Genomic DNA, 22,854 nt, shown 5'->3' with positions numbered 1-22,854 from the left:
GGGAGCTGGATATGAGCGCCAACGTAGACCTCAACGACCGCCCGGATTACGACCGGGTGCTACAAACCCTGGCCGATTACGCCCTCGGCTACCGGGTCGAATCCCGCGAGGCCCTGGACACCGCGCGCAACTGCCTGATGGACACCCTCGGTTGTGGCCTTCTCGCCTTGCGCTTCCCTGAGTGCACCAAGCTCCTTGGTCCTCAGGTGGAAGGCACGCTGGTCCCGAATGGTGCTCGCGTCCCCGGCACCTCTTATTGCCTCGATCCGGTCAAGGCCGCCTGGGACATTGGCTGCACGGTGCGCTGGCTGGACTACAACGATACCTGGCTGGCCGCCGAATGGGCTCATCCCTCGGACAACCTCGGCGGTATCCTGGCAGTGGCTGACCACCTGTCACAGAAGCGTCTTGCTGCGGGTGAAAAGCCACTGCCGATGCGTGACGTGCTTGAGGCCATGGTCATGGCGCATGAAATCCAGGGCGTGCTGGCGCTGGAAAACGCCTTCAATCGCGTCGGCCTCGATCATGTGATTCTGGTGAAGGTCGCCTCGACCGCCGTGTGCGCCAGGCTGATGGGGGCCAATCGTGAGCAGATGCTCTCGGCCTTGTCCCATGCCTTCGTCGACGGCCAGGCCCTTCGTACCTATCGCCACGCGCCCAACGCCGGTTCGCGCAAGTCCTGGGCCGCCGGTGACGCCTCCAGCCGAGGTGTGCGTCTGGCTGACATCGCCTTGCGTGGGGAAATGGGCGTGCCGGGCGTGCTCACGGCTTCGCAGTGGGGGTTCTACGATGTTTCGTTCAGCCATACCAACAAAGACCTGGCGCTCAAGCCCGCCGGGCAGTACGAGTTGCGTCTGCCCCAGGCGTTGGGCAGCTATGTGATGGAAAACGTGCTGTTCAAGGTCAGTTTCCCTGCCGAGTTCCATGCCCAGACCGCCTGTGAGGCAGCAGTCACCCTGCACCCACTTGTGCGTAACCGTCTGCATGAAGTCGACCGCATCGTCATCACCACCCAGGAATCAGCGATCCGCATCATTTCCAAGAGCGGCCCGCTGGCCAATGCCGCCGACCGTGACCACTGTCTGCAGTACATGGTGGCCGTGCCGCTGATCTTTGGCCATCTGGTGGCCGAGCATTATGAGGACGCCTTCCATGCCAATCACCCCAGTATCGACCGCCTGCGCGAGAAGATGGAGGTGGTGGAAGACCCGCGCTTCAGTCGTGAGTACCTGGAGCCGGACAAGCGCTCGATCGCCAACGCACTTCAGGTGTTCTTCAAGGATGGCAGCAGCACCGAGCAAGTGGTGGTGGAATACCCGATCGGGCATCGCCGGCGGCGCGGGGAGGGGATACCGTTGCTGGAGGCCAAGTTCAGGGCCAACCTGGCGACCCGCTTTGCCCGGCAGCGGTGTCAGCAGATTTTCGAACTGTGCAAGGACCAGCAGAAACTGGAAGGCATGGCGGTGCACAGGTTCGTGGATTTGTTTGTGATATGAGGTGGCCTGTGCCGGCCGCTTCGCGGCTAAAGCCGCTCCTACAGGGGCATGCGCAGGTCTGGAGCACCGTGGGAGCCCTGTGGGAGCGGCTTTAGCCGCGAAATGGCCGGCACAGGCCCAAACAACAAAGCCCCGGCATCGCTGCCGGGGCTTTGCTTACAACCTGTAACTCAGCTTACGCCTGGACCACTGGGATCTTGGCGTTGGCTGCCGCTTCGCGGAACTCGGCGATCTGGTCGAAGCTCAGGTAGCGGTAAACGTCGGCAGCCATGCTGTCGATGTCTTTCGCATACTGCATGTACTCTTCGACGGTCGGCAGTTTGCCGATGATCGAAGCGACAGCGGCCAGTTCGGCCGATGCCAGGTACACGTTGGTAGCGTCGCCCAGACGGTTCGGGAAGTTACGGGTCGAGGTGGAGACCACGGTCGAACCGGTCTGCACTCGTGCCTGGTTACCCATGCACAGCGAGCAGCCTGGCATTTCCATGCGAGCACCGGCCTTGCCGTAGATGCCGTAGTAGCCTTCTTCGGTCAGCTGGTGAGCGTCCATCTTGGTTGGCGGAGCCAGCCACAGACGGGTCGGAATGCCACCCTTGACCTTCTCCAGCAGCTTGCCGGCCGCGCGGAAGTGACCGATGTTGGTCATGCACGAACCGATGAACACTTCGTCGATCTTCTCGCCTTGTACCGAGGACAGCAGGCGGGCATCGTCCGGGTCGTTCGGCGCGCAGAGCACAGGCTCTTTGACGTCGGCCAGGTCGATTTCGATGATTTCGGCGTATTCGGCATCGGCGTCAGCCGACAGCAGCTCAGGCTTGGCCAGCCAGGCTTCCATGGCCTGGGCGCGGCGCTCCAGGGTGCGGGCATCGCCGTAGCCTTCGCCGATCATCCAGCGCAGCAGGGTGATGTTGGACTGCAGGTACTCGGCGATGGCCTTTTCCGGCAGCTTGATGGTGCAACCGGCAGCGGAACGCTCGGCCGAGGCGTCGGACAGCTCGAAGGCTTGCTCGACGGTCAGTTCGTCCAGGCCTTCGATTTCCAGGATGCGGCCGGAGAAGGCGTTTTTCTTGCCTTTCTTCTCGACGGTCAGCAGGCCCTGCTGGATGGCGTAGTAAGGGATGGCATGAACCAGGTCACGCAGGGTGATGCCTGGCTGCAGTTTGCCCTTGAAGCGCACCAGGATCGATTCTGGCATGTCCAGCGGCATGACGCCGGTGGCGGCAGCGAAGGCCACCAGGCCGGAACCGGCCGGGAACGAGATGCCGATCGGGAAGCGGGTGTGCGAGTCGCCACCGGTACCTACGGTGTCAGGCATCAGCATGCGGTTCAGCCAGCTGTGGATGATGCCGTCGCCCGGGCGCAGCGACACGCCGCCACGGGTGCGGATGAAGTCTGGCAGGGTGTGGTGGGTGGTGACGTCGATCGGCTTCGGATAGGCCGCGGTGTGGCAGAACGACTGCATGACCAGGTCAGCAGAGAAGCCCAGGCATGCCAGGTCTTTCAGCTCGTCGCGCGTCATCGGGCCAGTGGTGTCCTGGGAGCCGACGGTGGTCATTTTTGGCTCGCAGTAGGCGCCTGGGCGTACGCCCTGGCCTTCTGGCAGGCCACAGGCACGGCCGACCATTTTCTGCGCCAGGGTGAAGCCCTTGCCGGAATCGGCAGGCTGCTCTGGTTTCTTGAACAGGTCGGAAGCACCCAGGCCCAGCTCGGCGCGGGCTTTTTCGGTCAGGCCACGGCCGACGATCAGCGGGATACGGCCGCCAGCGCGGACTTCATCCAGCAGCACTTCGGTTTTCAGCGCGAAGGTGGTGACCAGTTCGTCGCTGTCGTGACGGCGTACTTCACCTTTGTATGGGTAAACGTCGATGACGTCGCCCATGCCCAGGTTGGTGCAGTCGAATTCGATCGGCAGGGCGCCGGCGTCTTCCATGGTGTTGTAGAAGATCGGGGCGATCTTGGTGCCGAAGCAGAAGCCACCGGCGCGCTTGTTCGGCACGTACGGGATGTCGTCGCCGAAGAACCACAGTACCGAGTTGGTAGCGGATTTACGCGAGGAGCCGGTACCGACCACGTCGCCGACATAGGCAACCGGGAAGCCCTTGGCCTTGACGGCTTCGATCTGGGCCAGCGGGCCGACCGAACCAGGCTGCTGCGGTTCGATGCCGTCGCGGGCCATTTTCAGCATGGCCAGGGCGTGCAGCGGAATGTCAGGGCGCGACCAGGCGTCCGGGGCAGGCGACAGGTCGTCGGTGTTGGTTTCGCCAGGCACCTTGAACACGGTCAGGGTGTACTTGTCGGCGATGGCCGGACGCGAGGTGAACCACTCGCCGGCAGCCCAGGATTCCAGGACGGCCTTGGCGTGAGCGTTGCCGGCCTTGGCTTTTTCGGCCACGTCGTGGAAGGCATCGAACATCAGCAGGGTGTGCTTGAGCTGTTCGGCCGCGACGGCGCCCAGTTCGGCGTCATCCAGCAGTGCGACCAGCGTTTCGATGTTGTAGCCGCCCTGCATGGTGCCCAGCAGTTCGGTGGCGTGCTTGCGGTCGATCAGTGGGGACTTGGCTTCGCCCTTGGCGACGGCGGAGAGGAAAGCGGCCTTGACGTAGGCAGCTTCGTCGACCCCTGGCGGTACGCGGTTGGTGATCAGGTCTACGAGGAAGGCTTCTTCGCCGGCCGGCGGGTTTTTCAGCAGCTCGACCAGGCCTGCAGTTTGTTCGGCGTTAAGCGGCTGGGGAACGATACCCAGGGCGGCGCGCTCTTCGATGTGTTTGCGGTAGGCTTCAAGCACAGTTATTTCCCTCATCAGTGGTCCCTAAAGGGGGTCCGGGACGCTTATCCAGCATTCAATGCACCCATGCGCTGCCGCGGCTTTGTGGGCCGCCCAGCCAGGGTCGCAAAGAATCCTTACAGAAGCTGCTTTCAAAGTTTTACGCCTGCAGAACGGGGGCTGATGAGGGCTGGCGCGGGCATGCGAGGGATGCATGGCCCGGGCCAACGCCGTTCTACCGGATCAACTGTGCTCGTGACGCTTTGAAAACAGCTTCCAACGGACATTGTTGCCTTTGAAAAGGCCGGGTGATTCTACGGTAAAAAAAGCCCGAAGGTAAGGCGGTGTACGCGACTTTAACGAGTGACCCTGGTTAGACAAAGGGCTAACATGGGCCTGTGTTCCATCGCCAAGCTGTTGTTTTTCATGTCCAACAAGTCCATCAAGACCCCTTGCGTCGGCCTGTGCTCCACGGTGTACGGAGACACGGTGTGCCGTGGCTGCAAGCGTTTTCACCACGAAGTGATCAACTGGAACGGCTACGACGATACGCAAAAGCGCGCCGTGTGGTTGCGCCTTGAACAGCTGCTGGTGCAGGTGATGATGGCCAAGCTTGAGGTGTTCGACAAAGGTCTGCTGCGCCAGCAACTGGAGCAGCGCTCCATCCGCTTTGTCGAGCAGCAGTCGGAATATTGCTGGGCTTACCAGCTGATTGCCCGCGGGGCGCGGATGATCCGCGACCTGGAGGCCTATGGCATGGCGTTGCTGCCGGAGTTCCGTGACTGGGAACTGCCACAATTGCGCGATGCGATCGATCGCGAGTTCTTCCTGCTTTCAGAGGCGCACTACCAGCGCTACATTGCCCCCGGCTTCCTGCGCGATGCCATGGGCAGCGCGCAAGGCCAGTGAGCCGGGCGAATCAGTCGCCGGTGTATTCGCAACCGCTGGTGCAGGTTTCGTGGATGCGAACCTTGGACAGTTCTGGCATCAGTGGCTTGACCTGGTCCCATATCCACTTGGCGATCACTTCGCTGGTGGGGTTTTCCAGGCCGGGGATGTCGTTCAGGTAGTTGTGGTCCAGCTGATCATAGATCGGCTTGAAGATCGCCTTGACCTCGGCGAAGTCGCGGATCCAGCCCGTGTGCGGATCGAGCGGGCCGGTCAGGTGCAGGCCGACCTTGAATGAGTGGCCATGCAAACGGCCGCATTTGTGCCCTTCAGGGACGTGGGGCAGGCGGTGGGCCGATTCGAATGTGAATTCCTTGAAAATTTCCACGCTGTCATAACTCTGTGTGAATCAATAATGCGCGCAGTCTACCAGCATGGCCGCTACAAGGCTTGCAGGCGTTCATGCAGCCGCCCGGTGGCGGTCAGTTCCAGAAGTTCATCACCCAGGCGCTGGCTTTCGGCGATGGCCTTGTACCAATAGCGCTTGCGCCCTGGCGCATCGCCCATGAAGCGCTTGAAATCGTTGCGGTCGGGCAGTTTGCCGTAGGGCAGAGCGGCCAGGTATTGCGGCGAAGGCGTCATCAGCAGCACGTTTTGCAGGCGGGTGGCATCGCCCTTGCGCCAGGGCAGGGCCTTGTCGAACCAGCCGGGTACCACCTTGTCGGTGAAGTGTGGGTACAGCACCAGGTCGTCACCGCGGTAGGGCAGGTCGAGGTGGTAGTCGAGCAGGCCGCCGTCGCGGTAGGTGCCGGCGCCGGCACCGGGGATGTCTTTCACGCCCTGCATGACCATCGGTATCGACCCGGAAGCGAGCAGGGCATGGCGCAGGTTGGCCAGGTCCAGCGGCAGGTAGCGCGAGGGGAAGTCGGTCAGGGTGTCGAGCGGAGGGGCGGCGCGCCCATCGTGCAGAATGATGCGCTCGAAGTGGCGGGCCAGGCGCGAACGGCCCAGGAGGTTGCTGGCAACCACCGAGCCCAGGCCCAGCCCCAGGCGGCCGCGATGGTCGTGAGCGAGCTGGCCATGGCTTTTCACCACCAGAATGTTCAGGCGGTAGTGCGGGTTGGCCAGCAGTTGGCCGTCGCGGCCTTCCAGCAGGTCATCGAGCATGCGTTGGCAGCTGCGGCTGATTTCGGCCGGAGTGACGCCCTTGGCAAAATCCTGCTCGGTGTACAGCTCGCCCAGGCGGCGGATGCCGGCGATCGGGTCGTCGAGGCAGGCGCTGGCGAAGCGCCAGGCACCGATCGATGCGCCGATCAGGGCACGCTGACGGGGTGCCGAGGGTAGCCACTCGCCGAACAGCGCCAGGTCAAGGCCCTGGATGCCCAGCGGCTTCGGCCCACCCGCCGCGCCCGGCAATACCCCGACATCGGCCGCCTGCAGGCCGCGCTCGCGGATGTGTCGCAAGGCACGCCGGCCGGCCTTGAAGGTGAGGGCGGGGTATTTGATGTGGATGGCGCTCATGGCGGGTCTCTTGGGCATAGGAGCAGCCTTGTGCTGCGAGGGTCCGTTACAGATAACATAACTGCATGTGCCTGTATTGGCCCTTTCGAAGCACAAGGCCGCTCGTTGAAGGTTGCCGAGCCTGGCTAGCGCCGTAACTGCGCTATCATGCCGCCAGCTGTTTTCAGGTTGAATTAAGGACCGGTGGTTAATCTTAACCCCGTAGACAACTTGTACAGTTCTCAGGAGAGAAGAACGATGAAAACCTTGACTGCCCTGATCACCGCCGCTGCCCTCGCCCTGGGCGCCAATGTCGCCTTCGCCAAGGACGTTCAGCCTGACGAAGTGGTGAAACTGGTCAACGCCAAGACCATTAAGTCGCTGGACGAGCTCAAGGCCGCTGCCGTGGCCAAGCACCCAGGCGCCACCGTCACTGACTCGGAACTTGAAGACGAGTACGGCCGCTACATCTACAAGGTCGAGCTGCGTGATACGCAGAACTTCGAATGGGACGTCGACATGGATGCCAAGACCGGTGAGGTGCTCAAGGACGAACGAGACAGCTGATGATCCATGTATCCCGGACGGCACGTTACCTGGCGCTCTCGCTGCTTGCCGTCTGCTCCCTGGCTGTTGCCCGCGACCTGGACCAGGATGAAGCCCTGAAGCTCCGTCAGAAGGGCATCATCCTGCCGCTCGAGCAACTGCTCGAGACCGCCCTGGGGCGTCACCCCGGGGCGCGTCTGCTGGAAGCCGAGCTGGAAGAGGACGATGATCGCTACGAATATGAAGTCGAGTTGCTGACGACTGAAGGTGTGGTGCGCGAGATCAAGCTCGATGCCAGCACCGGCGCCCTGCTCAAAGACGAGGAAGATGACTGAATGCGCCTGTTGCTTGTCGAGGACAACGTACCGTTGGCCGATGAACTGACCGCCGGCCTGCAGCGCCAGGGCTATGCCGTGGACTGGCTGGCTGATGGCCGTGACGCGGTTTACCAGGGGCAAAGCGAGCCTTACGACCTGATCATCCTGGACCTCGGCCTGCCTGGCTTGCCCGGCCTGGACGTGCTGGCCCAGTGGCGCGCGGCTGGCCTGGCCACACCGGTATTGATCCTCACCGCCCGCGGCTCCTGGGCCGAGCGTATCGAAGGGCTGAAGGCCGGGGCCGACGACTACCTGAGCAAGCCCTTCCACCCCGAAGAGCTGCAGTTGCGCATCCAGGCCTTGTTGCGCCGCGCCCGTGGCCTGGCCAATCAGCCGAAGCTGGAAGCGGCCGGCCTGCACCTTGACGAAAGCCGTCAGTGCGTGAGCCGCGAGGGTGTGGATGTGCAACTGACCGCCGCCGAGTTCCGCCTGCTGCGCTACTTCATGCTTCACCCGCAGCAGATCCTGTCCAAAAGCCACCTGGCCGAGCACCTCTACGACGGTGAAACCGAGCGCGACTCGAACGTGCTGGAGGTCCACGTCAACCATTTGCGTCGCAAGCTGGGCCGCAGTGTTATCGAAACCCGACGCGGGCAAGGCTACATCTATGCCGGGAGCGGTGAGTGAAGTCGATCCAGGCGCGCCTGAGCCTGGGCCTGGTGGCGGTGCTGGTGGTGGTCGGCGTGGTGCTGGCGCAACTGACCTTGTGGCTGTTCGAAGCCGGCCTGCAACGTTATCTGGAAAACGGCCTGCGCAAGGAAAGCGAGAACCTTCTGGTGGCATTGGTGCGTGGGCCTTCGGGCCTACAGCTGGATGAGCGGCGCATCTCGGCTGCCTATCAGCGGCCGTTTTCCGGTTACTACTTCCGCATTGACCTCGACCAGGGTACCTGGAGGTCTCGTTCGCTATGGGACCTGGACATGCCCAAGCCCGCAGCGCCCGGGCTTTCCGATAGCCATGAACTCGGCCCGGAAGGCCAGCAACTGCTGACCCTGCGTGCCGACTACCGGCGCCTGGGCCAGGACATTTCGATCAGTGTGGCTCAAGACTACTCACCGGTGCGCGAAGGTTTCCGGCGCTTGCAGCAAATCGGCCTGGGCATGGGGCTGGTGGCGCTGATCCTGATTCTGGTGCTGCAGCGCATCACGGTCACCCGCTCGCTGCGGCCGCTGGAACGGGCACGCCAGCAGATTGCCCAGTTGCAGCAGGGGCAGCGCTCGCAGCTGGATGCCGAGGTGCCCAGCGAGTTGGTACCGCTGGTGGGGCAGATCAACCACTTGCTTAGCCATACCGAAGACAGCCTGCGCCGCTCACGCAACGCCCTTGGTAACCTCGGCCATGCGCTGAAGACGCCGCTGGCGGTGCTGCTGAGCCTGGCTTCCAGTGAGCGCCTGCAGGGGCTGCCGGAGGCACGCGCGCAAATGCGCGAGCAGTTGCAGCAGATTCAGGAGCGTCTGGCGCGCGAGCTGAACCGTGCACGCCTGGCAGGGGATGCGCTGCCGGGCGCGCAGTTCGATTGTGATGCCGAACTGCCGGGGTTGCTCGGGACCTTGGGCATGATTCATGGCGAGGGCCTGCTGTTGGCAAGTGATGTGCCGCCCGGGCTGTTGTTGCCATGGGACCGCGAGGACGTTCTGGAACTGTTGGGCAATCTGCTGGACAACGCCTGCAAGTGGGCTGACAGCGAGGTGCGCGTGGGTATCGCGTCGAACGCCGAGGTCTACCGGCTGTGGGTCGATGACGATGGCCCGGGTATTGCGCAAGACCAGCGGCAGCAGGTGCTGGAGCGAGGTTCACGGCTGGACGAGCAGGTGGCTGGGCATGGGCTGGGGTTGGGCATCGTGCGCGATATCGTCGACGCATGGGGCGGGCGACTGGCCTTGCTGGAGAGCCCGCTGGGCGGCCTGCGGGTGAGCATCGACCTGCCGCGCAAGGCCCGATAATGCCGGGGCCGCTGCGCGCCACGAGGGTGTCAGTACTACAAAAAAATTGCAGTACAGGCGCATTTTTTTGAATTAGCCCAATCCCGCTGCGCCCGGCAGAATCTCCCTCACGAAACCCTGCGGTTTCCATCTCTCCACGGACGGAACCCCTTGTGGTATTGCATGCGCAATACGAGGCCCAGGCCAGCTCGGCTGGGCTTTCTTTTTAATCAGAAAAACCAAAGATCCCGATTGCCCAAATGTCTGCCTCGCGTTCCGAAAGTCGTCTGCAGCGGCTGCTGCCGGCCCCCCTGAACATCCCCCCCAAAGAATGGTTGCGTGCCGGTATCGGTGCGCTACTGGGCCTTTTCCTCGCGGGCTGGCTGACCAGCATGGCCTATGGGCCCAGCATCGCCCTGCACCTGCTCGGCCCGCTGGCTGCTTCAGCGGTACTGGTGTTTGCCGTGCATTCCGGCCCATTGGCCCAACCTTGGCCGGTGTTGGGCAGCTACGCCCTGGCCGGCGCTGTAGGGCTGGCGATGCGCGAAGGCTTCGGCCCCGAGCTGTGGGTGGCTGCTGCGGCGCTCGGTATCTCGATCCTGGTCATGTGCCTGTTGCGCTGTCTGCACCCACCGGGTGGCGGGGTGGCGGTGAGCGCGGTGCTGGCCGACACGGGGTTGACTGCCATGGGCGATCACCTGCTGGAGCCGGTACTGCTCAATGCGCTGATCCTGGTGAGCGTGGCAATCGCCTACAACCGCCTGACGGGTGTGCGCTACCCGAAAGGCGCGGTGCCGCGCAAAGACCTGCACCATACCCATGACCCGCTGCCCGGCGAGCGGGTCGGCATCCGCGGTGAAGACCTGGACCAGGCCCTGGAAGAGCTGGGCGAGTTTGTCGACGTCACCCGCGACGAGCTGGAGCGCATCATCCTTGCGACCGAGCAGCACGCCCTGCAGCGCAGCCTTGGTGGTATCACCGCAGCCTCGGTGATGTCCCGCGATGTGCAGTTCGCCACGCCTGATACCACGCTGGAGCAGGCGTGGAAAATGCTCGCCAGCCATCAGCTGAAAACCCTGCCTGTCCTGCAGCACGGCAAGCTTGTGGGCATCGTCAGCCTTAGCGACCTGGTTGGCCCGGCCATGCAGCGTGGCCGTTGCGGCTGGCGCGGCCTGTTCGGCCGCAAGGCAGTGCGCATGGCGCAAGTGATGAGCACGCGGGTTGTAAGTGTCAGCAGCCAGCACCCGTTGGAACGCCTGCTGCCCTTGTTGTGCGAACAGGGCCTGCACTGCTTGCCGGTGCTTGATGGCGACAAGCTGGTGGGGGTGATCACCCAGACCGACCTGATCGCGGGCCTCAAGCGCCAGTTGCTCAGCAAGACCGAGGCTTCAGATAACCGGGTCCCAGCGTTGTGACCAGTCGCTGGCGCCGGCAGCTACCAGCCGACGCAGGATGGTGAAGGCCTGTTGCAGGGCTTCGCTGTCGCGTTTGCGTGGGTACACCAGGAAGGTCGGGTAGGTGAACTCCGGTGCCTGCGGTACCCGCTCGAACACGCCGCTGTCCAGATAGGCCTGCACCACCCGCGTGCGAAAGTAGCCACTGCCGCCTTGGTCGAGTATGAACTGCAGGGCCAACGGGCCAAGGTTGAAGCTTAACGCCGGGCGCGCGCGGTCGGGCAGGGCCGCATCATGCTGGCGGCGGAAGGCCTCGCCCCAATCGATGTAGATGTATGGTTCGGGCCGATCGACCCGGCGCACGCGAATCAGCTTTTCTTCCATCAACTGCTCCACCTGCAGGCCTGGGCCATAGGCCGGCTGGTAGACCAGCGCGGCGTCCAGCAAGCCCATCTCGACCTTGCGCAGCAGCGACTCTCCATCGCTGACCTCGCTGCGGATGGCATGGCTGGGCAGTTCGCGGTGCAGGGCACTTACCCAGTCGAGCATCATCGGGTTGCCCAGGCTCACCTCACCGCCGACATGCAGCACCTGCTGGCAACCTTCAGGCAACGGCAGGTCGCGGCGCGCGGCTTCCCAGGTTTGCACCAACTGGTTGGCATAACTGACGAACGCTTCGCCATCGCTGGTCAGGCTGGCGCCGCTGCGGCTACGCACGAACAGCTGGCAACCCAGTTGCTGCTCCAGGCGCTGCACGCGCGCGGTGATCGCGGTTTGTGACACGAACAGGCGTTCGGCTGCGGCGACCAGGCTGCCGCAACGCACAATTTCCAGGAAGGTACGGGCCTGATCGATGTCCATGGGCTGCTCGGTGTTTGAGGGGGTGCCTATTCTAGAGGCTTTGCACTGTTATGGGGCGTTATTGCGTTGTCTGCAAATTTGCAGGTCGGTTGTGACTTTAGTCCCATGGCAGGGTGGGTGTAGCGGTCCATACTCAAGTTTCGCCCTTCAATAACAACAAATACCGGGTTTCTGACGACATGAGCTACCAGCACAGCTACGCCCATTCCATTTCCGACCCTGCCGCTTTCTGGGCGGAACAGGCTGCACACCTGGCCTGGCACCGCAAGCCTGCCCTGACCCTGCAAGACAACGCCGACGGGACCCACCGCTGGTTCGCTGATGGCCGCCTCAACAGCTGTTACCTGGCCCTCGATCACCAGATCGAGCAGGGCCGGGGCGAGCAGTTGGCGCTGATCTACGATTCGCCAGTGACCGGCGTGCAGCAGACTTACACCTACAACCAGTTACGTGATGAGGTAGCACGCCTGGCCGGCTTGCTGCGCCAGCTGGGGGTGAACAAGGGCGATGGGGTGATCATCTACATGCCCATGGTGCCGCAAGCGGCCATGGCGATGCTGGCCTGCGCGCGGATCGGCGCGGTGCATTCGGTCGTGTTCGGTGGCTTTGCCGCCAACGAGTTGGCCCTGCGCATCGATGACGCCCGCCCTACCTTGTTGCTGACGGCATCGTGTGGGCTGGAGTTCGACCGGGTCATTGCATACAAGCCGCTGGTTGACCGCGCCCTGCAACTGGCCCGGCACCAGCCGCGCAACGTGTTGGTGCTGCAGCGGCCGCAAGCGCACGCTGAACTGCTGCCAGGCCGTGACCTGGACTGGCAGGCGGCCTTGGCCGGTGCCGAGCCGGTCGCTCCCGTCGAGCTGAATGCCGGCGACCCGCTATACATCATGTACACCTCAGGTACCACCGGTAAGCCCAAGGGTATCGTCCGGGAAAACGGCGGCAATGCCGTGGCGCTGTGTTATGCCATGCGCCATATCTATGGCATGCAGGCCGGCGATGTGTGGTGGGGCATTTCCGACGTCGGTTGGGTGGTCGGCCATTCACTGATCGTCTATGGGCCGTTGATGAGCGGCTGTACCACGGTGTTCTACGAAGGCAAGCCGATCCGCACCCCGGATGCTTCGGCCTATTGGCGGGTGGTGGAGCAGTATCAGGTCAACGCGCTGTTCTGTGCACCGACGGCCATGCGCGCCATCCGCAAGGAAGACCCGGAGGGCGAACTGATCCGCAAACATGACCTCAGCTCGCTGCGGCAACTGTTCCTGGCGGGGGAAAAGCTGGATTCCAGCACCCATGAATGGCTGGAACGGGTGAGTGGCAAGCCGGTGCACGATCACTGGTGGCAGACCGAGACCGGCTGGCCGGTCACCGCGCCTTGCGTCGGGCTGGAGGGCAGCGCGGCGAAGCCAGGGTCGAGCAACCGGGCGGTGCCTGGCTACAACGTTCGCGTGCTGGATGACGAAGGCCACTTGCTCGGGGCCAACCATCAGGGGTCGATCGTGATTGCCCTGCCATTGCCACCCGGTTGCAGTCAGACACTGTGGGGGGATCACGAGCGCTACCTGCAGGCCTATCTGCGCACGTATCCGGGTTACTACCACACGGGCGATGGCGGCTATCTGGACGATGATGGCTTCGTCTACATCATGGGGCGCACCGATGATGTGATCAACGTTTCCGGTCATCGCCTGTCCACCGGCGAAATGGAAGACCTGGTCGCCCGCCACCCGGCGGTCGCGGAGTGCGCAGTGATCGGCGTGCATGACGAGATCAAGGGCCAGGTACCGCTGGCGCTGGTGGTACTCAAGGATGGCGAGGGCATTGCCGAGGCGCAGTTGCTGGTGGAGCTGGTGGGCAGCGTGCGCGAGGAAATCGGCCCGCTGGCCTGTTTCAACCGGGTTCGGCTGGTGAAGCGCCTGCCCAAGACCCGTTCCGGCAAGATTCTACGGGCGGTGCTGCGCAAGATTGCCGATGGGCAGGATTATGTGCCGCCTTCGACCTTGGATGACCCGGCAGTGCTGGGCGAGATCGAAGCGGTGCTGGCGGATTTGCCCAGGGCGGGTTGATGGTTTGACCTCGATGGCCCTTTCGCGGGCGGGACACGCAACGGTGGTTCGGCAGAGGCCGTCGTAGGAGCGGGTTCACCCGCGAAAGGGCCGTCTCAGGCACTGCAGGCTCAGGGGGCAATCTGGTGCAGTTGCCCCAACCGGCTGCGGGTACGCATCAGGTCGGCCAGTGGGCCGCCCAGGCTCTCTTCCAGCGGTCGTTTACCGATCACAACCACCCGCCGATCCTGGTCATACAGCACATCTACCAGGTTGACGAAGCGCTGCTGAGCCGCCAGCGAACACTCCGAGAGGTCATCCAGCCCATCGATGACCCACTCGTCATAGTCCCTGGCCAGCACCAGGTAGTCGATGACCGCGGTGGCCTTCTCGCACAGATCGTCAAAACCAAGCACTACCCGCCGGCCATCGACGGCCAGCGCCCGCAGCGGGCGCTTGTTCACTTCCAGTATCACCGGGTGTTCGTTCGGCACGTTCAGCGCCTGGCGCTGCGCCGCATCACCCGGCCAGACATAATGGCCCTGGGTAAAACGCTGATGCTCGCGGTTGGCCGGCAAGCTTCGAAAATCGGTGTCGCCACCGACTTCGAGCACGTGCATCGAGCTGTTGATCAGGCGAATGACCGGCAGAAAACGCTCGTGATACAGCGGGTTGGGCAGCAACCCTTCGGGCGCGTAGTTAGAGGTCACCAGCACGTACACGCCTCGGGCGAACAAGGCGTTGAACAGCCGGGTGAGCAGCATGGCATCGCCTATGTCATGCACGTGGAATTCGTCGAAGCACAGCACCTGGCAACCGCCCACCAGCTCGTTTAGCGTTGCGCCCAGCGCGTCGTCCAGCGCCTGGTGGCGGTGCATGCCCTGGTGCAGGCGTGCAAAGAAGTCATGAAAGTGCAGGCGCAGCTTAGCGGTTATCGGCACGGCCTGGAAAAAGCCATCGAGCAGCCAGCTTTTACCACGGCCGACCGAGCCATACAGGTACAGGCTGCGCGGTTGGCCTTGTTCAAGCTGCGTCAGTTGTTCGGCCATGCAGTGGATTACCCGCCGCTGACCGTCACTCAACTGATAACCGCGGCTGCGCGCCTTGTCCTCGAACCAGCCGAGCAGCTCGCTCTGTTGATTGGCGGTGCCGCGCAAGCGTTGGCCAAGCTGGCGCAGGGGGGTAGGGATCCAGGCAGACAAAAGCAACGCTCCTTGGGCGATGGTGGGGCAGCCTGCAGCTTGCCCGAGGGCGGCCATTTTGACTAATAGAGAAAGTGCCGGGCAATCATCACTTCTTGCGATAGGTCTGACCGCCTGTTGTACCTGTACAGGCTATGCCTTGCGCTCCAGCTGGCGCTCGATCATGTACTTCACCGCCAGGCGACGCTCCTTGAGGTGGCGCAGGTCTTCGTCGACGAAGTTACCGGCCGAAATCGATTCGGCAGCCAGCACCTGGTTGTCGATGTCCACGTACTCGTCCAGCAGGCGGTCCAGCGCCTTGTCCTGCTGGCGGCGCTGCTGGACGATTTCGCGCGGGTAGTGCAGGTCCTGGTAGAGGTCGTGAGAGACAGGCATGGGGTCCTCCTTGGTCAATGCAATGGGCTTACCTGATTGGAAGTGCGGAATGCGATTGTGTTGAAGCGAGGCAGGCGGAAACCGACGGACGGTCGCTGCACCAGAGCCGAAATGACTAACTCGCTGTTTTTTGGCAATTTTTTTTATCGGGGGGGTTCACAGACCGAAAGTTTGTTGTTAAAGTGCCGCGCATTCCAAGACAACAACCCAGTTGTCACTCACTTGGAATTGTCAGGGCAGCAAATGCTGCATCCGATACAGGGGCGTCGCCAAGCGGTAAGGCAGCAGGTTTTGATCCTGCCATGCGTTGGTTCGAATCCAGCCGCCCCTGCCATTTTTCAGATTCAAACGTATTTCACCCAGTGCCAGGAAAGATGAGCACTGGGTTTTCGCGTTTGTGTGGTTTGCGCGCCACCGCGCCTCCTGAGCGCGGTTCGTGCCGTACCAGGTTACCCGGCAATCCCCAGCATTTCGTTCAGCGCCCTGGCCAGTTCATCAGCCTGCACCGGCTTCTGGATCACCAGGCTGCCCGGCAGTTCCAGCCCCTGCAACTCCGCATAACCGGTAAGAAACACCACCGGCACGTGGGGGTACCGTTCGCGGGCCGCCAGCGCCAGTTGTGCACCGTTGAACTCGGGCATGGCGAAATCAGTCAGCAGCAGGTCGATATCGTCATCCAGCAAGGCCAATGCCTGTTCGCCGCTGTGCGCCTGGCGCACCTGGTAGCCGTATTGGCGTAACACATCACCCAGCATGTCGCGCACCAGATGGTCGTCGTCCACCAATAGCACCGTGCGGTTATGGCCGCTTTCGCTGATCGGCTGACTGACCACTGCTGCTGCAGGTTCGTTCACCATCTCCTCTTTTACCGCTGGCAGGTATACCGCCACTTCGGTACCGCGACCGAGTGTGGTGTCGATGCGCACGCCGCCACCGGACTGCTTGGCGAAGCCGAATACCTGGGCCAGGCCCAGCCCCGAACCTTTGCCGATGTCCTTGGTGGTAAAGAAAGGCTCGAATACCTTGGCCTGCACGTCTTCGCTCATGCCGCACCCCGTATCGCGGATGCTCAGCATCACGTACTCGCCAGGGTCCGGGTCTTCCGGACGTTGCGGGCGCTTGTCGATACGGGTGTTGCGCGTTGTCAGGGTCAGTTGGCCGCCGTCGGGCATGGCATCGCGGGCATTGATCGCCAGGTTGAGGATGATCATCTCGGTCTGGGTGGGGTCGGTCAGTGCCTGCCACAGGGCCAGGTCAAGGTCCAGGCGCACCGAGACGTTGCCGCCCAGGGTGCGGCGCAGCAGCTCTTCCAGGCCGGCCAGGGTACGATTGAGGTTCAGCGGCACCGGCTCCAGACGCTGGCGGCGGGAGAAGGCCAGCAGTTGCGAGGTCAGCTTGGCGCCACGCTCGCCCGCCTCGCGGATATGGGTGAGGCGAGTACGGGCCTTTTCCAGGTCGGCCTTGGCCAGATCGCGCTCCAGAAAGCTGGCACCGGTGAGTATCACCGTCAGCAGGTTATTGAAGTCGTGCGCCACGCCAGCCGTCAGCTGCCCGACCGCTTCCAGCCGCTGCATCTGCTGCAGAGCGGCCTCGATGCGCTCGCGCTCGTTGATCTGTTCGCGCAGCCGGGCGTTGGCATCTGCCAGGCCCAGGGCGGCTTCGCGCTCGCTGGTGATGTCGCGTGCCACCACGTACAGCAGGGTGTCCTCCGGCACCACCACCCACGACAGCCAGCGTTGCTGGCCGCCGGCATGCAGAATGCGACCGACAAAGCGTGCGCTGGTGCGGCCATGGGAGAGGGCGGCCAGTTCGGTGAGTAACTGTTCCTGGTCGTGTTCCGGCAGCAGGTGCAGCAAGGAGGACTGGCTCAGGCGTTCGCGTGAGAAGCCCAGGCTGGCTTCCCAGGCGGGGTTCAGCGCGACCGGGGTCAAGTCTTTGTTCAGCACGGCCAGCAAATCTTGCGACAGCTCCCAGGCACGATCGCGTTCGCGGGTACGGCGCTCGACCCGCTCGCCGAGCATCTCGTTCAGCTGACGCAGCGCCTGGGTAGCCTGGCGTTGCGTGTGGATGTCCTGCAGCACGCCTGAGAAGCGAACGCACTGATCACCGACGAACTGGCTCTGGCCGCTGCTCAGCAACCAGCGGGGCTCCAGGCCATTGGGTTGCGCGATCCGAAACTCCACGCGGTAATGACCGTCGCTTTCCGGGCGCATGGCATGTTCCACCGCCTCGCGCACCAGTGGCAGGTCGTCGGGGTAGATGCCGGCGTAGAACACTTCAAGGCTCATTTCGGTGCTGGTGGGCAGGCCGAACAAGGTCTTGCAGCGGTCATCCCAAAGCAACAGGCCCTCTTGCGGGCGCAGGTCCCAGGTGCCCATGCCGGCGGCGTCGATGGCAATGCGAGCACGTGCTTCGACGTCCGCCAAGGCCTCTTCGGCGCGGCGACGGCGCTGGCGTTCCTGCACTTCGCTCAGGGCTCGGCGCACGGCTTTGGGCAGTAGTGGCAGGTTCTTCTTCAACACATAGTCGGTCGCGCCCAGGCGGATCATTTCCACCGCGTGCTCTTCGCCATAAATGCCGGACAGGAATATGAACGGAATATCGGGTGCCAGGCGTTGGGCGATGGCCAGCACTTCGGTACCGGACGAGCCTGGTAGCACGCAGTCACACAAGATCAGGTCGTAGTGGGCCTGGCGCAGGGCATGTTCGACACCCGCATGGTCGAACACCAGCTGCGACTGTACATGCAGCCCGCTGCGCTCCAGGCGCATCAGGGTCAGCTCGGCGTCCATCGAGCTGTCTTCGACCATCAGTAGTTTCAACGGCGTTTGATGCATCGTCGCGGCGGCCTCAGTTGCTACCGCGACGGTTCAGTCGCAGTGAGCCGGGTGGCGGTTCGTTTAGCACTGCCCAGAATACCCCGAGGTCGGAGATGGCGGCGACGAATTCCTTGAATTCCACGGGTTTGACCACATAAGCGTTTACCCCCAGCTCGTAGGCACGCAACAGGTCGGGCTCTTCGCGCGAGGAGGTCAGCATTACGGTGGGGATGCTGCGCAGTTCGGCAGTGGCGCGCACTTCCTTGAGCACCTCCAGGCCGTCGACCTTGGGCAGTTTAAGGTCGAGTAACAGCACGGCAGGATTGCCGTCATCGCGCTCGGCATAGACGTTGCGGCGCAGCAAGTAGTCGAGCGCATCGGCGCCGTCACGCAGCACGATGACCTCGTTGGCCAACTGGCTGCGCTCCAGGGCCAGCAGGGTCAGCTCCAGGTCTCGGGGGTTGTCTTCGACCAGCAGAATGGGCTTGAGCATGATGGTAGCGATGCCTCAGGTAACAGTGTTTCGGGGTAGGGTGAAGTGGAAGCTGGCGCCCTGGTCGATCTGGCCAGTGGCCCAGACTCGACCGTCATGGCGCTCGATGATGCGGCGTACGCTCGCCAGGCCAATGCCGGTGCCTTCGAAATCTTCCATGCGGTGCAAGCGCTGGAAGACGCCGAACAGCTTGTTGGCGTAGGCCATGTCGAAGCCCACGCCATTGTCGCGGATGCAGACCTCGGTTTCGCCGGGGTGCTGTACGGCACTGATGCCGATGCGAGCAGGGTTGCGGCCGCGGGTGTACTTGATGGCATTGGCTATCAGGTTGTGCAAGGCCATGTTGATGAATGCCGGGTCGCCGATCACCTTGGGCAGCGGGGCGATGTCCCAAACGATTGCGCGGCCTTCGTAATCGGGGGCCAGTTCGCTGCGAATGGCCTCGACCAGGGCGTTCAGGTCGACGTCTGACAGGCGCAAGGCCGAGCGGCCCATCTGCGAGAAGTTGAGCAGGTTGTCGACCAGGCTGCCGGCAAAATGCGCCGCCTCACCGATATGCTGCAGAAAGCGCTTGCCGCGTTCGCTCAGGCCCTCGCCTTCGATTTCGCCAAGCAGTTCGGTATAGCCGGCGATGTGCCGGAGCGGTGCGCGCAGGTCGTGGGAAACACTGTAGGAAAACGCTTCGAGCTCCTTGTTGGAGCGGCGCAACTCGCCAGCCAGTTGTGCCAGTTCTTCGGCCTTGCGCAGGACAATGCCCAGCACAGCGGTGCGCAGCTCCATCACACCCTCGATCACCAGTGGGTCCCACGCCTGACAATAGCCGCGCAGTTCTTCCTGCCAGCGTTCAAAACTGTGCCGCGGGTCGAGGGTGCCCTGTGGCCCGACCTGTTTGGTCGGCTGGCCGGCCCAGTTGACCGTGCGTATCTGCTCGGGACGGAACCACAGCAGGTAGTGCGAGTGGATCTGCGAGATGGCCACCGCCAGCACCCCGCCAGCATGGTTTGCCAGCTCGGGCAGCTCAGTGATGTCGCGCCGCAGGTTGTCGCTGTGGAACACGCTGTCTTCGTCACGTTGGCCGAGCCAGTGCACCAGCGCGGTCACCTGTGCCTCAGGCGGAGTCTGGCCGATCAGGTCACAGCGCTCGGCCGAGATCACCGCCGCGCCCTGGGCGTCGGCAAAGGCCAGCAGCACGTGGGGCAGGTCGCGCAAGCCGTCACTGACACTGTCGTGGTCGGCCATGGACGAGATCATGCGTACGATGTGCTGGCGCAGCGCCAACAGCTTGCGCGTGCTGGTGTGGGACTCGCGGGACTCCACCTGCAACGACAGCACGCTGGCCAACAGTTCGCAGGCCGTGCGGGTGCGCAAGTCCACCGGGCGTGGCTGCTGATGGTGGCAGGAAATCAGCCCCCAGAGCTCGCCGTCGACCACGATCGACAGTGACATCGAGGCCAGCGTGCCCATATTGCGCATGTACTGCAGGTGCACGGGCGACACGCTGCGCAGTACAGCGAAACTCATGTCCAGCGCCTTGCCGGTGCGTGGGTTGGTAGCAGGCAGCAGTGGCGAGGGCTGATAGTTTGCATCCTCGATCACGCGGATACGGTTGACCCGGTAAAGCTCGCGCGCCTGGCGCGGGATGTCCGCAGCCGGGAAGCACAGGCCCGCGTAGCTGGGGTAGCCCGGGTCGGCTACCTCGGCCAGCACCTGGCCGTTGCCTTCGGCATCGAAACGGTAAGCCTTGACGCGCCCAAACCCCGTGATGCGCTTGAGCTGCAACACCGTTTGCTGCAGCAGGTCTTCGATACTGCTGGCCAGTTGCAGACTGGCGACAAAGCTGCGGACCAACGGGTAATAGTCGCCTTGCCCGGCCAGGTCTACTGGCAGGCGGGGTGGTTCGAACTCGGCTATCAGCACCTGATCGTGGCAATGGACCAGCAAGTGCAGCAGGGCACTGACGGGTGCGCCCTGGCGCAAGCACACGTCGCCAATGTGGAACGGGAAGACTTCATCTTCGGGAAGCCGTGAGAGGTGTGCGTGCAGGTCAAAGCCATCGTGAACCAGGTCGGAGAAGTGGCAACCGATCAGTTCACGGGCTGGCAAGCCCAACCAGTGCTCGACATTTTCACTGGCCTGCAGTACGCACAGGTCGGTGGCATCCAGCACCAGCAGAAAGCCGTGAGGCTGGATGCTGCCCGGAACCTGGATCGGTTCCTGGGCACAGCGCTCCATGGCGTCTGCCAGTGAGTTGTCTGCAGTCATGATTGAAAAAGCTCCTGTCATGTCCGTCCGTGTACGGCACAGGTGTCTGGCGCAGGACGAGTACGATTCACCCTAACAGAATCCCGGCCCATTTACCGGCTCCTGGCCATTGGAGGCACGGGTTGGCCATGGGTTCTGTGCAGCACAGGCTTTTTTTGAGGCAACGATACCGCTTTGTCGCTAATACAAAAAAATGGCTTTATGCCACTTCGCTTGTGCCGCCTCACTGCTACGCTCAGTTCAGGACGTCTCGATAAGGATAACAAGGTGACGGAGCGCATGCTGGCCGCGCTGTTCGGCCTGTTGTTCAGCGGAAGTACCGTGGCTGCGGATTTTCTCGTGGAAGTGCGGGTGCTGGTGCAGCGTGGCTGCATGCTGGTCACCCAGACCCGCGATGCGGGAGCCCAGGCCCTGGGGCAAATCGACCTGGGTGCGACGGCGCGCCTGGATGGCCCTGGCGCTCCCTTGAGCGGCGTGCTGCTGACCCAGCACCCGCCGCGCCTTGAGTGCAACCCGGATACGCCCTATCAGGTGCGCGTCGATGGTGGCCAGCATGGTGGCGTCGGCGAGCTGCGCTACCTGGCCAGCCACGACCGCACGGCGCGGCCCATTCCTTATCGCTTGTACCGTGATGCTGCCTGGCGTGAGCCTCTGGCGGTGGGGGTAGCCCTGTCGGCGCGTGTGCCGGGCAGCGGTTCGGCTGAATTGCCGTTGTACGCACGTATCGACAAACTGGCCTGGGTGCCGGATGCAGGGGTTTATGCCGACCTGCTCAAAGTCACCGTCACCTGGTAGGGACGCCACCATGCACAAGGACGCCAGGCCATGAACCGCACTTCGATCCTGTTGCTCACCCTCGGCCCGCTGCTGGTCCCCGGTGGTGTGGCGCATGGCAGCACCACCGGTTTCATCCAGGCGCGGCTGGTGATCAGCGCGTCTTGCCAGATCAGCAGCAACGAGACGCAACCGGCCGTGCTGGGTGATCCAGGCGTAATGGACTTTGGCGAGCGCGGCCCGAACTGGAACCAACCGTTGCGCAGCCAGGTGGACGAAGTGGGTGGAGAGGGCAGCCTGCAGATCAGTTGCACGCCTGAAGTTCGGGCCTTCAACGTGCGTATCAATGGTGGTCTCTATGGCGACGATGGCATACGCCGCCTGAGCAACGGCCGTGAACTGATTCCTTATCAGCTGGCGGTCGACCCAGGTGGCAATAGCCGCTACGGCATCGGCCAGGTGCGGACCTTCACCATTCGCAGCAGCCAGCAAGTACCGATTCCCATCTACGGTGTGGTAGTGGCGCAACCGCGTGCGCTGCCGGCCGGGCTTTACCGCGACACCCTCAGAGTGACCCTGGACTGGTAAACACGCAAGGAGACTCCGATGCGCACGAACCTTTCATGCTGTGTCCTCGCAGGCCTGGGCCTGGCGTTGGCTTCCCAGGCACAAGCGGCCACCACGGTGACCGGGAGTATCAGCTCGACCCTGACGCTGATTGCGGCGTGCCAGGTCAATGGCACGTCGGGCACGTCGGGGCTTGACTTCGGTGCCTTGGACTTCGGTACCCATGATGCCTTGTTTGTCACCGCCGAAGCCCAGGTGCTGGGAGGCGGGGGGGGCGCCATGAGCGTTCTGTGCTCTGCAGGTACGGTGCCTGTGATCAAAGTGCGGGCAGGCCTGCATGACGGCCAGTCTAGTGGTGGCTCCCGTGCGCTCGCCGATGGTTCTGGCAACTATGTGCCGTATGACCTCTATACCGACGCTGGGCGTACGACGTTGCTGGCGGTCGACGACACCATCACCCTGCCGACCAGTACCGGCGCCGCCCAGACCGTCAACCTTTACGGCAAGGCGGGCCTGCCCGCAGGGGTCTACAGCGATACGATCTCGGTCGAGCTGTCGTTCTGACC

General features: G+C 63.1%; 20 protein-coding genes and 1 tRNA gene. 12 read left to right on the top strand and 9 right to left on the bottom strand.

Annotated features, from left to right (window positions below):
- Positions 1–11 precede the first annotated feature (11 nt).
- Entirely contained in the window at positions 12–1,496 is a 1,485-nt protein-coding gene (prpD, locus tag ACF8EA_RS16945) for a 2-methylcitrate dehydratase (RefSeq protein WP_103444073.1), read from the top strand.
- Positions 1,497–1,671: 175 nt separating this feature from the next.
- Here prpD and acnB read toward each other — a convergent pair whose 3' ends face one another.
- The gene (gene acnB, locus ACF8EA_RS16940) at positions 1,672–4,281 is read right to left on the bottom strand and encodes a bifunctional aconitate hydratase 2/2-methylisocitrate dehydratase (protein WP_021782875.1); all 2,610 of its coding nucleotides are present in this window, start codon (positions 4,279–4,281) and stop codon (positions 1,672–1,674) included.
- Positions 4,282–4,686: 405 nt separating this feature from the next.
- On the opposite strand from acnB, the gene ACF8EA_RS16935 reads away from it, so the two are divergent.
- The gene (locus tag ACF8EA_RS16935) at positions 4,687–5,169 is read left to right on the top strand and encodes a DUF1289 domain-containing protein (protein WP_181004865.1); all 483 of its coding nucleotides are present in this window, start codon (positions 4,687–4,689) and stop codon (positions 5,167–5,169) included.
- 10 nt (positions 5,170–5,179) lie between these two features.
- On the opposite strand, the gene queD is transcribed toward ACF8EA_RS16935, so the two are convergent.
- Together queD and ACF8EA_RS16925 are read right to left on the bottom strand one after the other, a co-directional pair.
- Positions 5,180–5,536 carry a 6-carboxytetrahydropterin synthase QueD gene (gene queD, locus ACF8EA_RS16930; protein WP_003250327.1) on the bottom strand — a complete coding sequence of 119 codons (357 nt, stop codon included), beginning with the start codon at positions 5,534–5,536 and terminating at the stop codon, positions 5,180–5,182.
- 53 nt (positions 5,537–5,589) lie between these two features.
- Positions 5,590–6,669 carry a patatin-like phospholipase family protein gene (locus ACF8EA_RS16925; protein ID WP_392522691.1) on the bottom strand — a complete coding sequence of 360 codons (1,080 nt, stop codon included), beginning with the start codon at positions 6,667–6,669 and terminating at the stop codon, positions 5,590–5,592.
- A 237-nt stretch (positions 6,670–6,906) separates the two neighbouring features.
- Between ACF8EA_RS16925 and ACF8EA_RS16920 the strand changes: the two genes are divergently transcribed.
- The 5 genes from ACF8EA_RS16920 (at position 6,907) to ACF8EA_RS16900 (ending at position 10,908) form a co-directional block, all read left to right on the top strand.
- Positions 6,907–7,215, top strand: a complete 309-nt coding sequence (locus tag ACF8EA_RS16920; protein ID WP_021782871.1) for a PepSY domain-containing protein — start codon at positions 6,907–6,909, stop codon at positions 7,213–7,215.
- The gene (locus ACF8EA_RS16915) at positions 7,215–7,529 is read left to right on the top strand and encodes a PepSY domain-containing protein (RefSeq protein ID WP_003250344.1); all 315 of its coding nucleotides are present in this window, start codon (positions 7,215–7,217) and stop codon (positions 7,527–7,529) included. Before ACF8EA_RS16920 ends, ACF8EA_RS16915 begins: the two co-directional genes overlap by 1 nt.
- Positions 7,530–8,198 carry a response regulator transcription factor gene (locus tag ACF8EA_RS16910; RefSeq protein WP_003250345.1) on the top strand — a complete coding sequence of 223 codons (669 nt, stop codon included), beginning with the start codon at positions 7,530–7,532 and terminating at the stop codon, positions 8,196–8,198. It abuts the gene before it with no gap.
- Positions 8,195–9,514, top strand: a complete 1,320-nt coding sequence (locus ACF8EA_RS16905) for a sensor histidine kinase (protein ID WP_330508151.1) — start codon at positions 8,195–8,197, stop codon at positions 9,512–9,514. Before ACF8EA_RS16910 ends, ACF8EA_RS16905 begins: the two co-directional genes overlap by 4 nt.
- A gap of 239 nt (positions 9,515–9,753) precedes the next feature.
- Positions 9,754–10,908 carry an HPP family protein gene (locus ACF8EA_RS16900; protein WP_330508150.1) on the top strand — a complete coding sequence of 385 codons (1,155 nt, stop codon included), beginning with the start codon at positions 9,754–9,756 and terminating at the stop codon, positions 10,906–10,908.
- Here the strand turns inward: ACF8EA_RS16900 and ACF8EA_RS16895 are convergent.
- On the bottom strand, positions 10,882–11,748 hold the full coding sequence (locus ACF8EA_RS16895; protein WP_274148355.1) for a LysR family transcriptional regulator: 867 nt from the start codon (positions 11,746–11,748) through the stop codon (positions 10,882–10,884). The two genes, ACF8EA_RS16900 and ACF8EA_RS16895, sit on opposite strands and share 27 nt — an antisense overlap.
- A gap of 179 nt (positions 11,749–11,927) precedes the next feature.
- On the opposite strand from ACF8EA_RS16895, the gene ACF8EA_RS16890 reads away from it, so the two are divergent.
- Complete coding sequence (locus tag ACF8EA_RS16890) at positions 11,928–13,817, top strand: propionyl-CoA synthetase (RefSeq protein ID WP_367250933.1); 1,890 nt, start codon at positions 11,928–11,930, stop codon at positions 13,815–13,817.
- 110 nt (positions 13,818–13,927) lie between these two features.
- Here ACF8EA_RS16890 and zapE read toward each other — a convergent pair whose 3' ends face one another.
- Positions 13,928–14,998 (bottom strand): cell division protein ZapE, encoded by a 1,071-nt coding sequence (gene zapE / locus ACF8EA_RS16885; RefSeq protein WP_367250932.1) that lies wholly within the window; start codon positions 14,996–14,998, stop codon positions 13,928–13,930.
- A gap of 132 nt (positions 14,999–15,130) precedes the next feature.
- Entirely contained in the window at positions 15,131–15,373 is a 243-nt protein-coding gene (locus ACF8EA_RS16880; RefSeq protein ID WP_020193386.1) for a hypothetical protein, read from the bottom strand.
- 259 nt (positions 15,374–15,632) lie between these two features.
- Between ACF8EA_RS16880 and ACF8EA_RS16875 the strand changes: the two genes are divergently transcribed.
- Positions 15,633–15,707: transfer RNA gene (locus ACF8EA_RS16875), tRNA-Gln, on the top strand.
- A 115-nt stretch (positions 15,708–15,822) separates the two neighbouring features.
- On the opposite strand, the gene ACF8EA_RS16870 is transcribed toward ACF8EA_RS16875, so the two are convergent.
- The 3 genes from ACF8EA_RS16870 to ACF8EA_RS16860 are packed head-to-tail and all read right to left on the bottom strand — an operon-like array spanning position 15,823 to position 20,947.
- Positions 15,823–18,210: a hybrid sensor histidine kinase/response regulator gene (locus ACF8EA_RS16870; RefSeq protein WP_103469229.1), complete on the bottom strand. Its 2,388-nt coding sequence runs from the start codon at positions 18,208–18,210 to the stop codon at positions 15,823–15,825.
- Between the two features lie 13 nt (positions 18,211–18,223).
- On the bottom strand, positions 18,224–18,685 hold the full coding sequence (locus tag ACF8EA_RS16865) for a response regulator (protein ID WP_021782864.1): 462 nt from the start codon (positions 18,683–18,685) through the stop codon (positions 18,224–18,226).
- 15 nt (positions 18,686–18,700) lie between these two features.
- Positions 18,701–20,947, bottom strand: a complete 2,247-nt coding sequence (locus ACF8EA_RS16860) for an ATP-binding protein (RefSeq protein ID WP_392522688.1) — start codon at positions 20,945–20,947, stop codon at positions 18,701–18,703.
- Between the two features lie 267 nt (positions 20,948–21,214).
- Between ACF8EA_RS16860 and ACF8EA_RS16855 the strand changes: the two genes are divergently transcribed.
- From ACF8EA_RS16855 to ACF8EA_RS16845, 3 genes are read left to right on the top strand one after another with little or no spacing between them, the layout of a single operon-like run.
- Positions 21,215–21,742: a spore coat U domain-containing protein gene (locus ACF8EA_RS16855; protein WP_135192343.1), complete on the top strand. Its 528-nt coding sequence runs from the start codon at positions 21,215–21,217 to the stop codon at positions 21,740–21,742.
- 30 nt (positions 21,743–21,772) lie between these two features.
- Positions 21,773–22,309, top strand: coding sequence for a spore coat U domain-containing protein (locus ACF8EA_RS16850; protein ID WP_392522687.1), 537 nt, complete (start codon positions 21,773–21,775; stop codon positions 22,307–22,309).
- A gap of 18 nt (positions 22,310–22,327) precedes the next feature.
- Positions 22,328–22,852 (top strand): spore coat U domain-containing protein, encoded by a 525-nt coding sequence (locus tag ACF8EA_RS16845; RefSeq protein WP_392522686.1) that lies wholly within the window; start codon positions 22,328–22,330, stop codon positions 22,850–22,852.
- Positions 22,853–22,854: the final 2 nt, after the last annotated feature.

This window comes from Pseudomonas sp. YQ_5, from assembly GCF_043103305.1.
Taxonomy (GTDB): Bacteria; Pseudomonadota; Gammaproteobacteria; order Pseudomonadales; family Pseudomonadaceae; genus Aquipseudomonas; species Aquipseudomonas putida_Y.
Note: the sequence above shows the minus strand (reverse complement) of the source record. Positions and strands in the feature narration are given on the sequence as shown.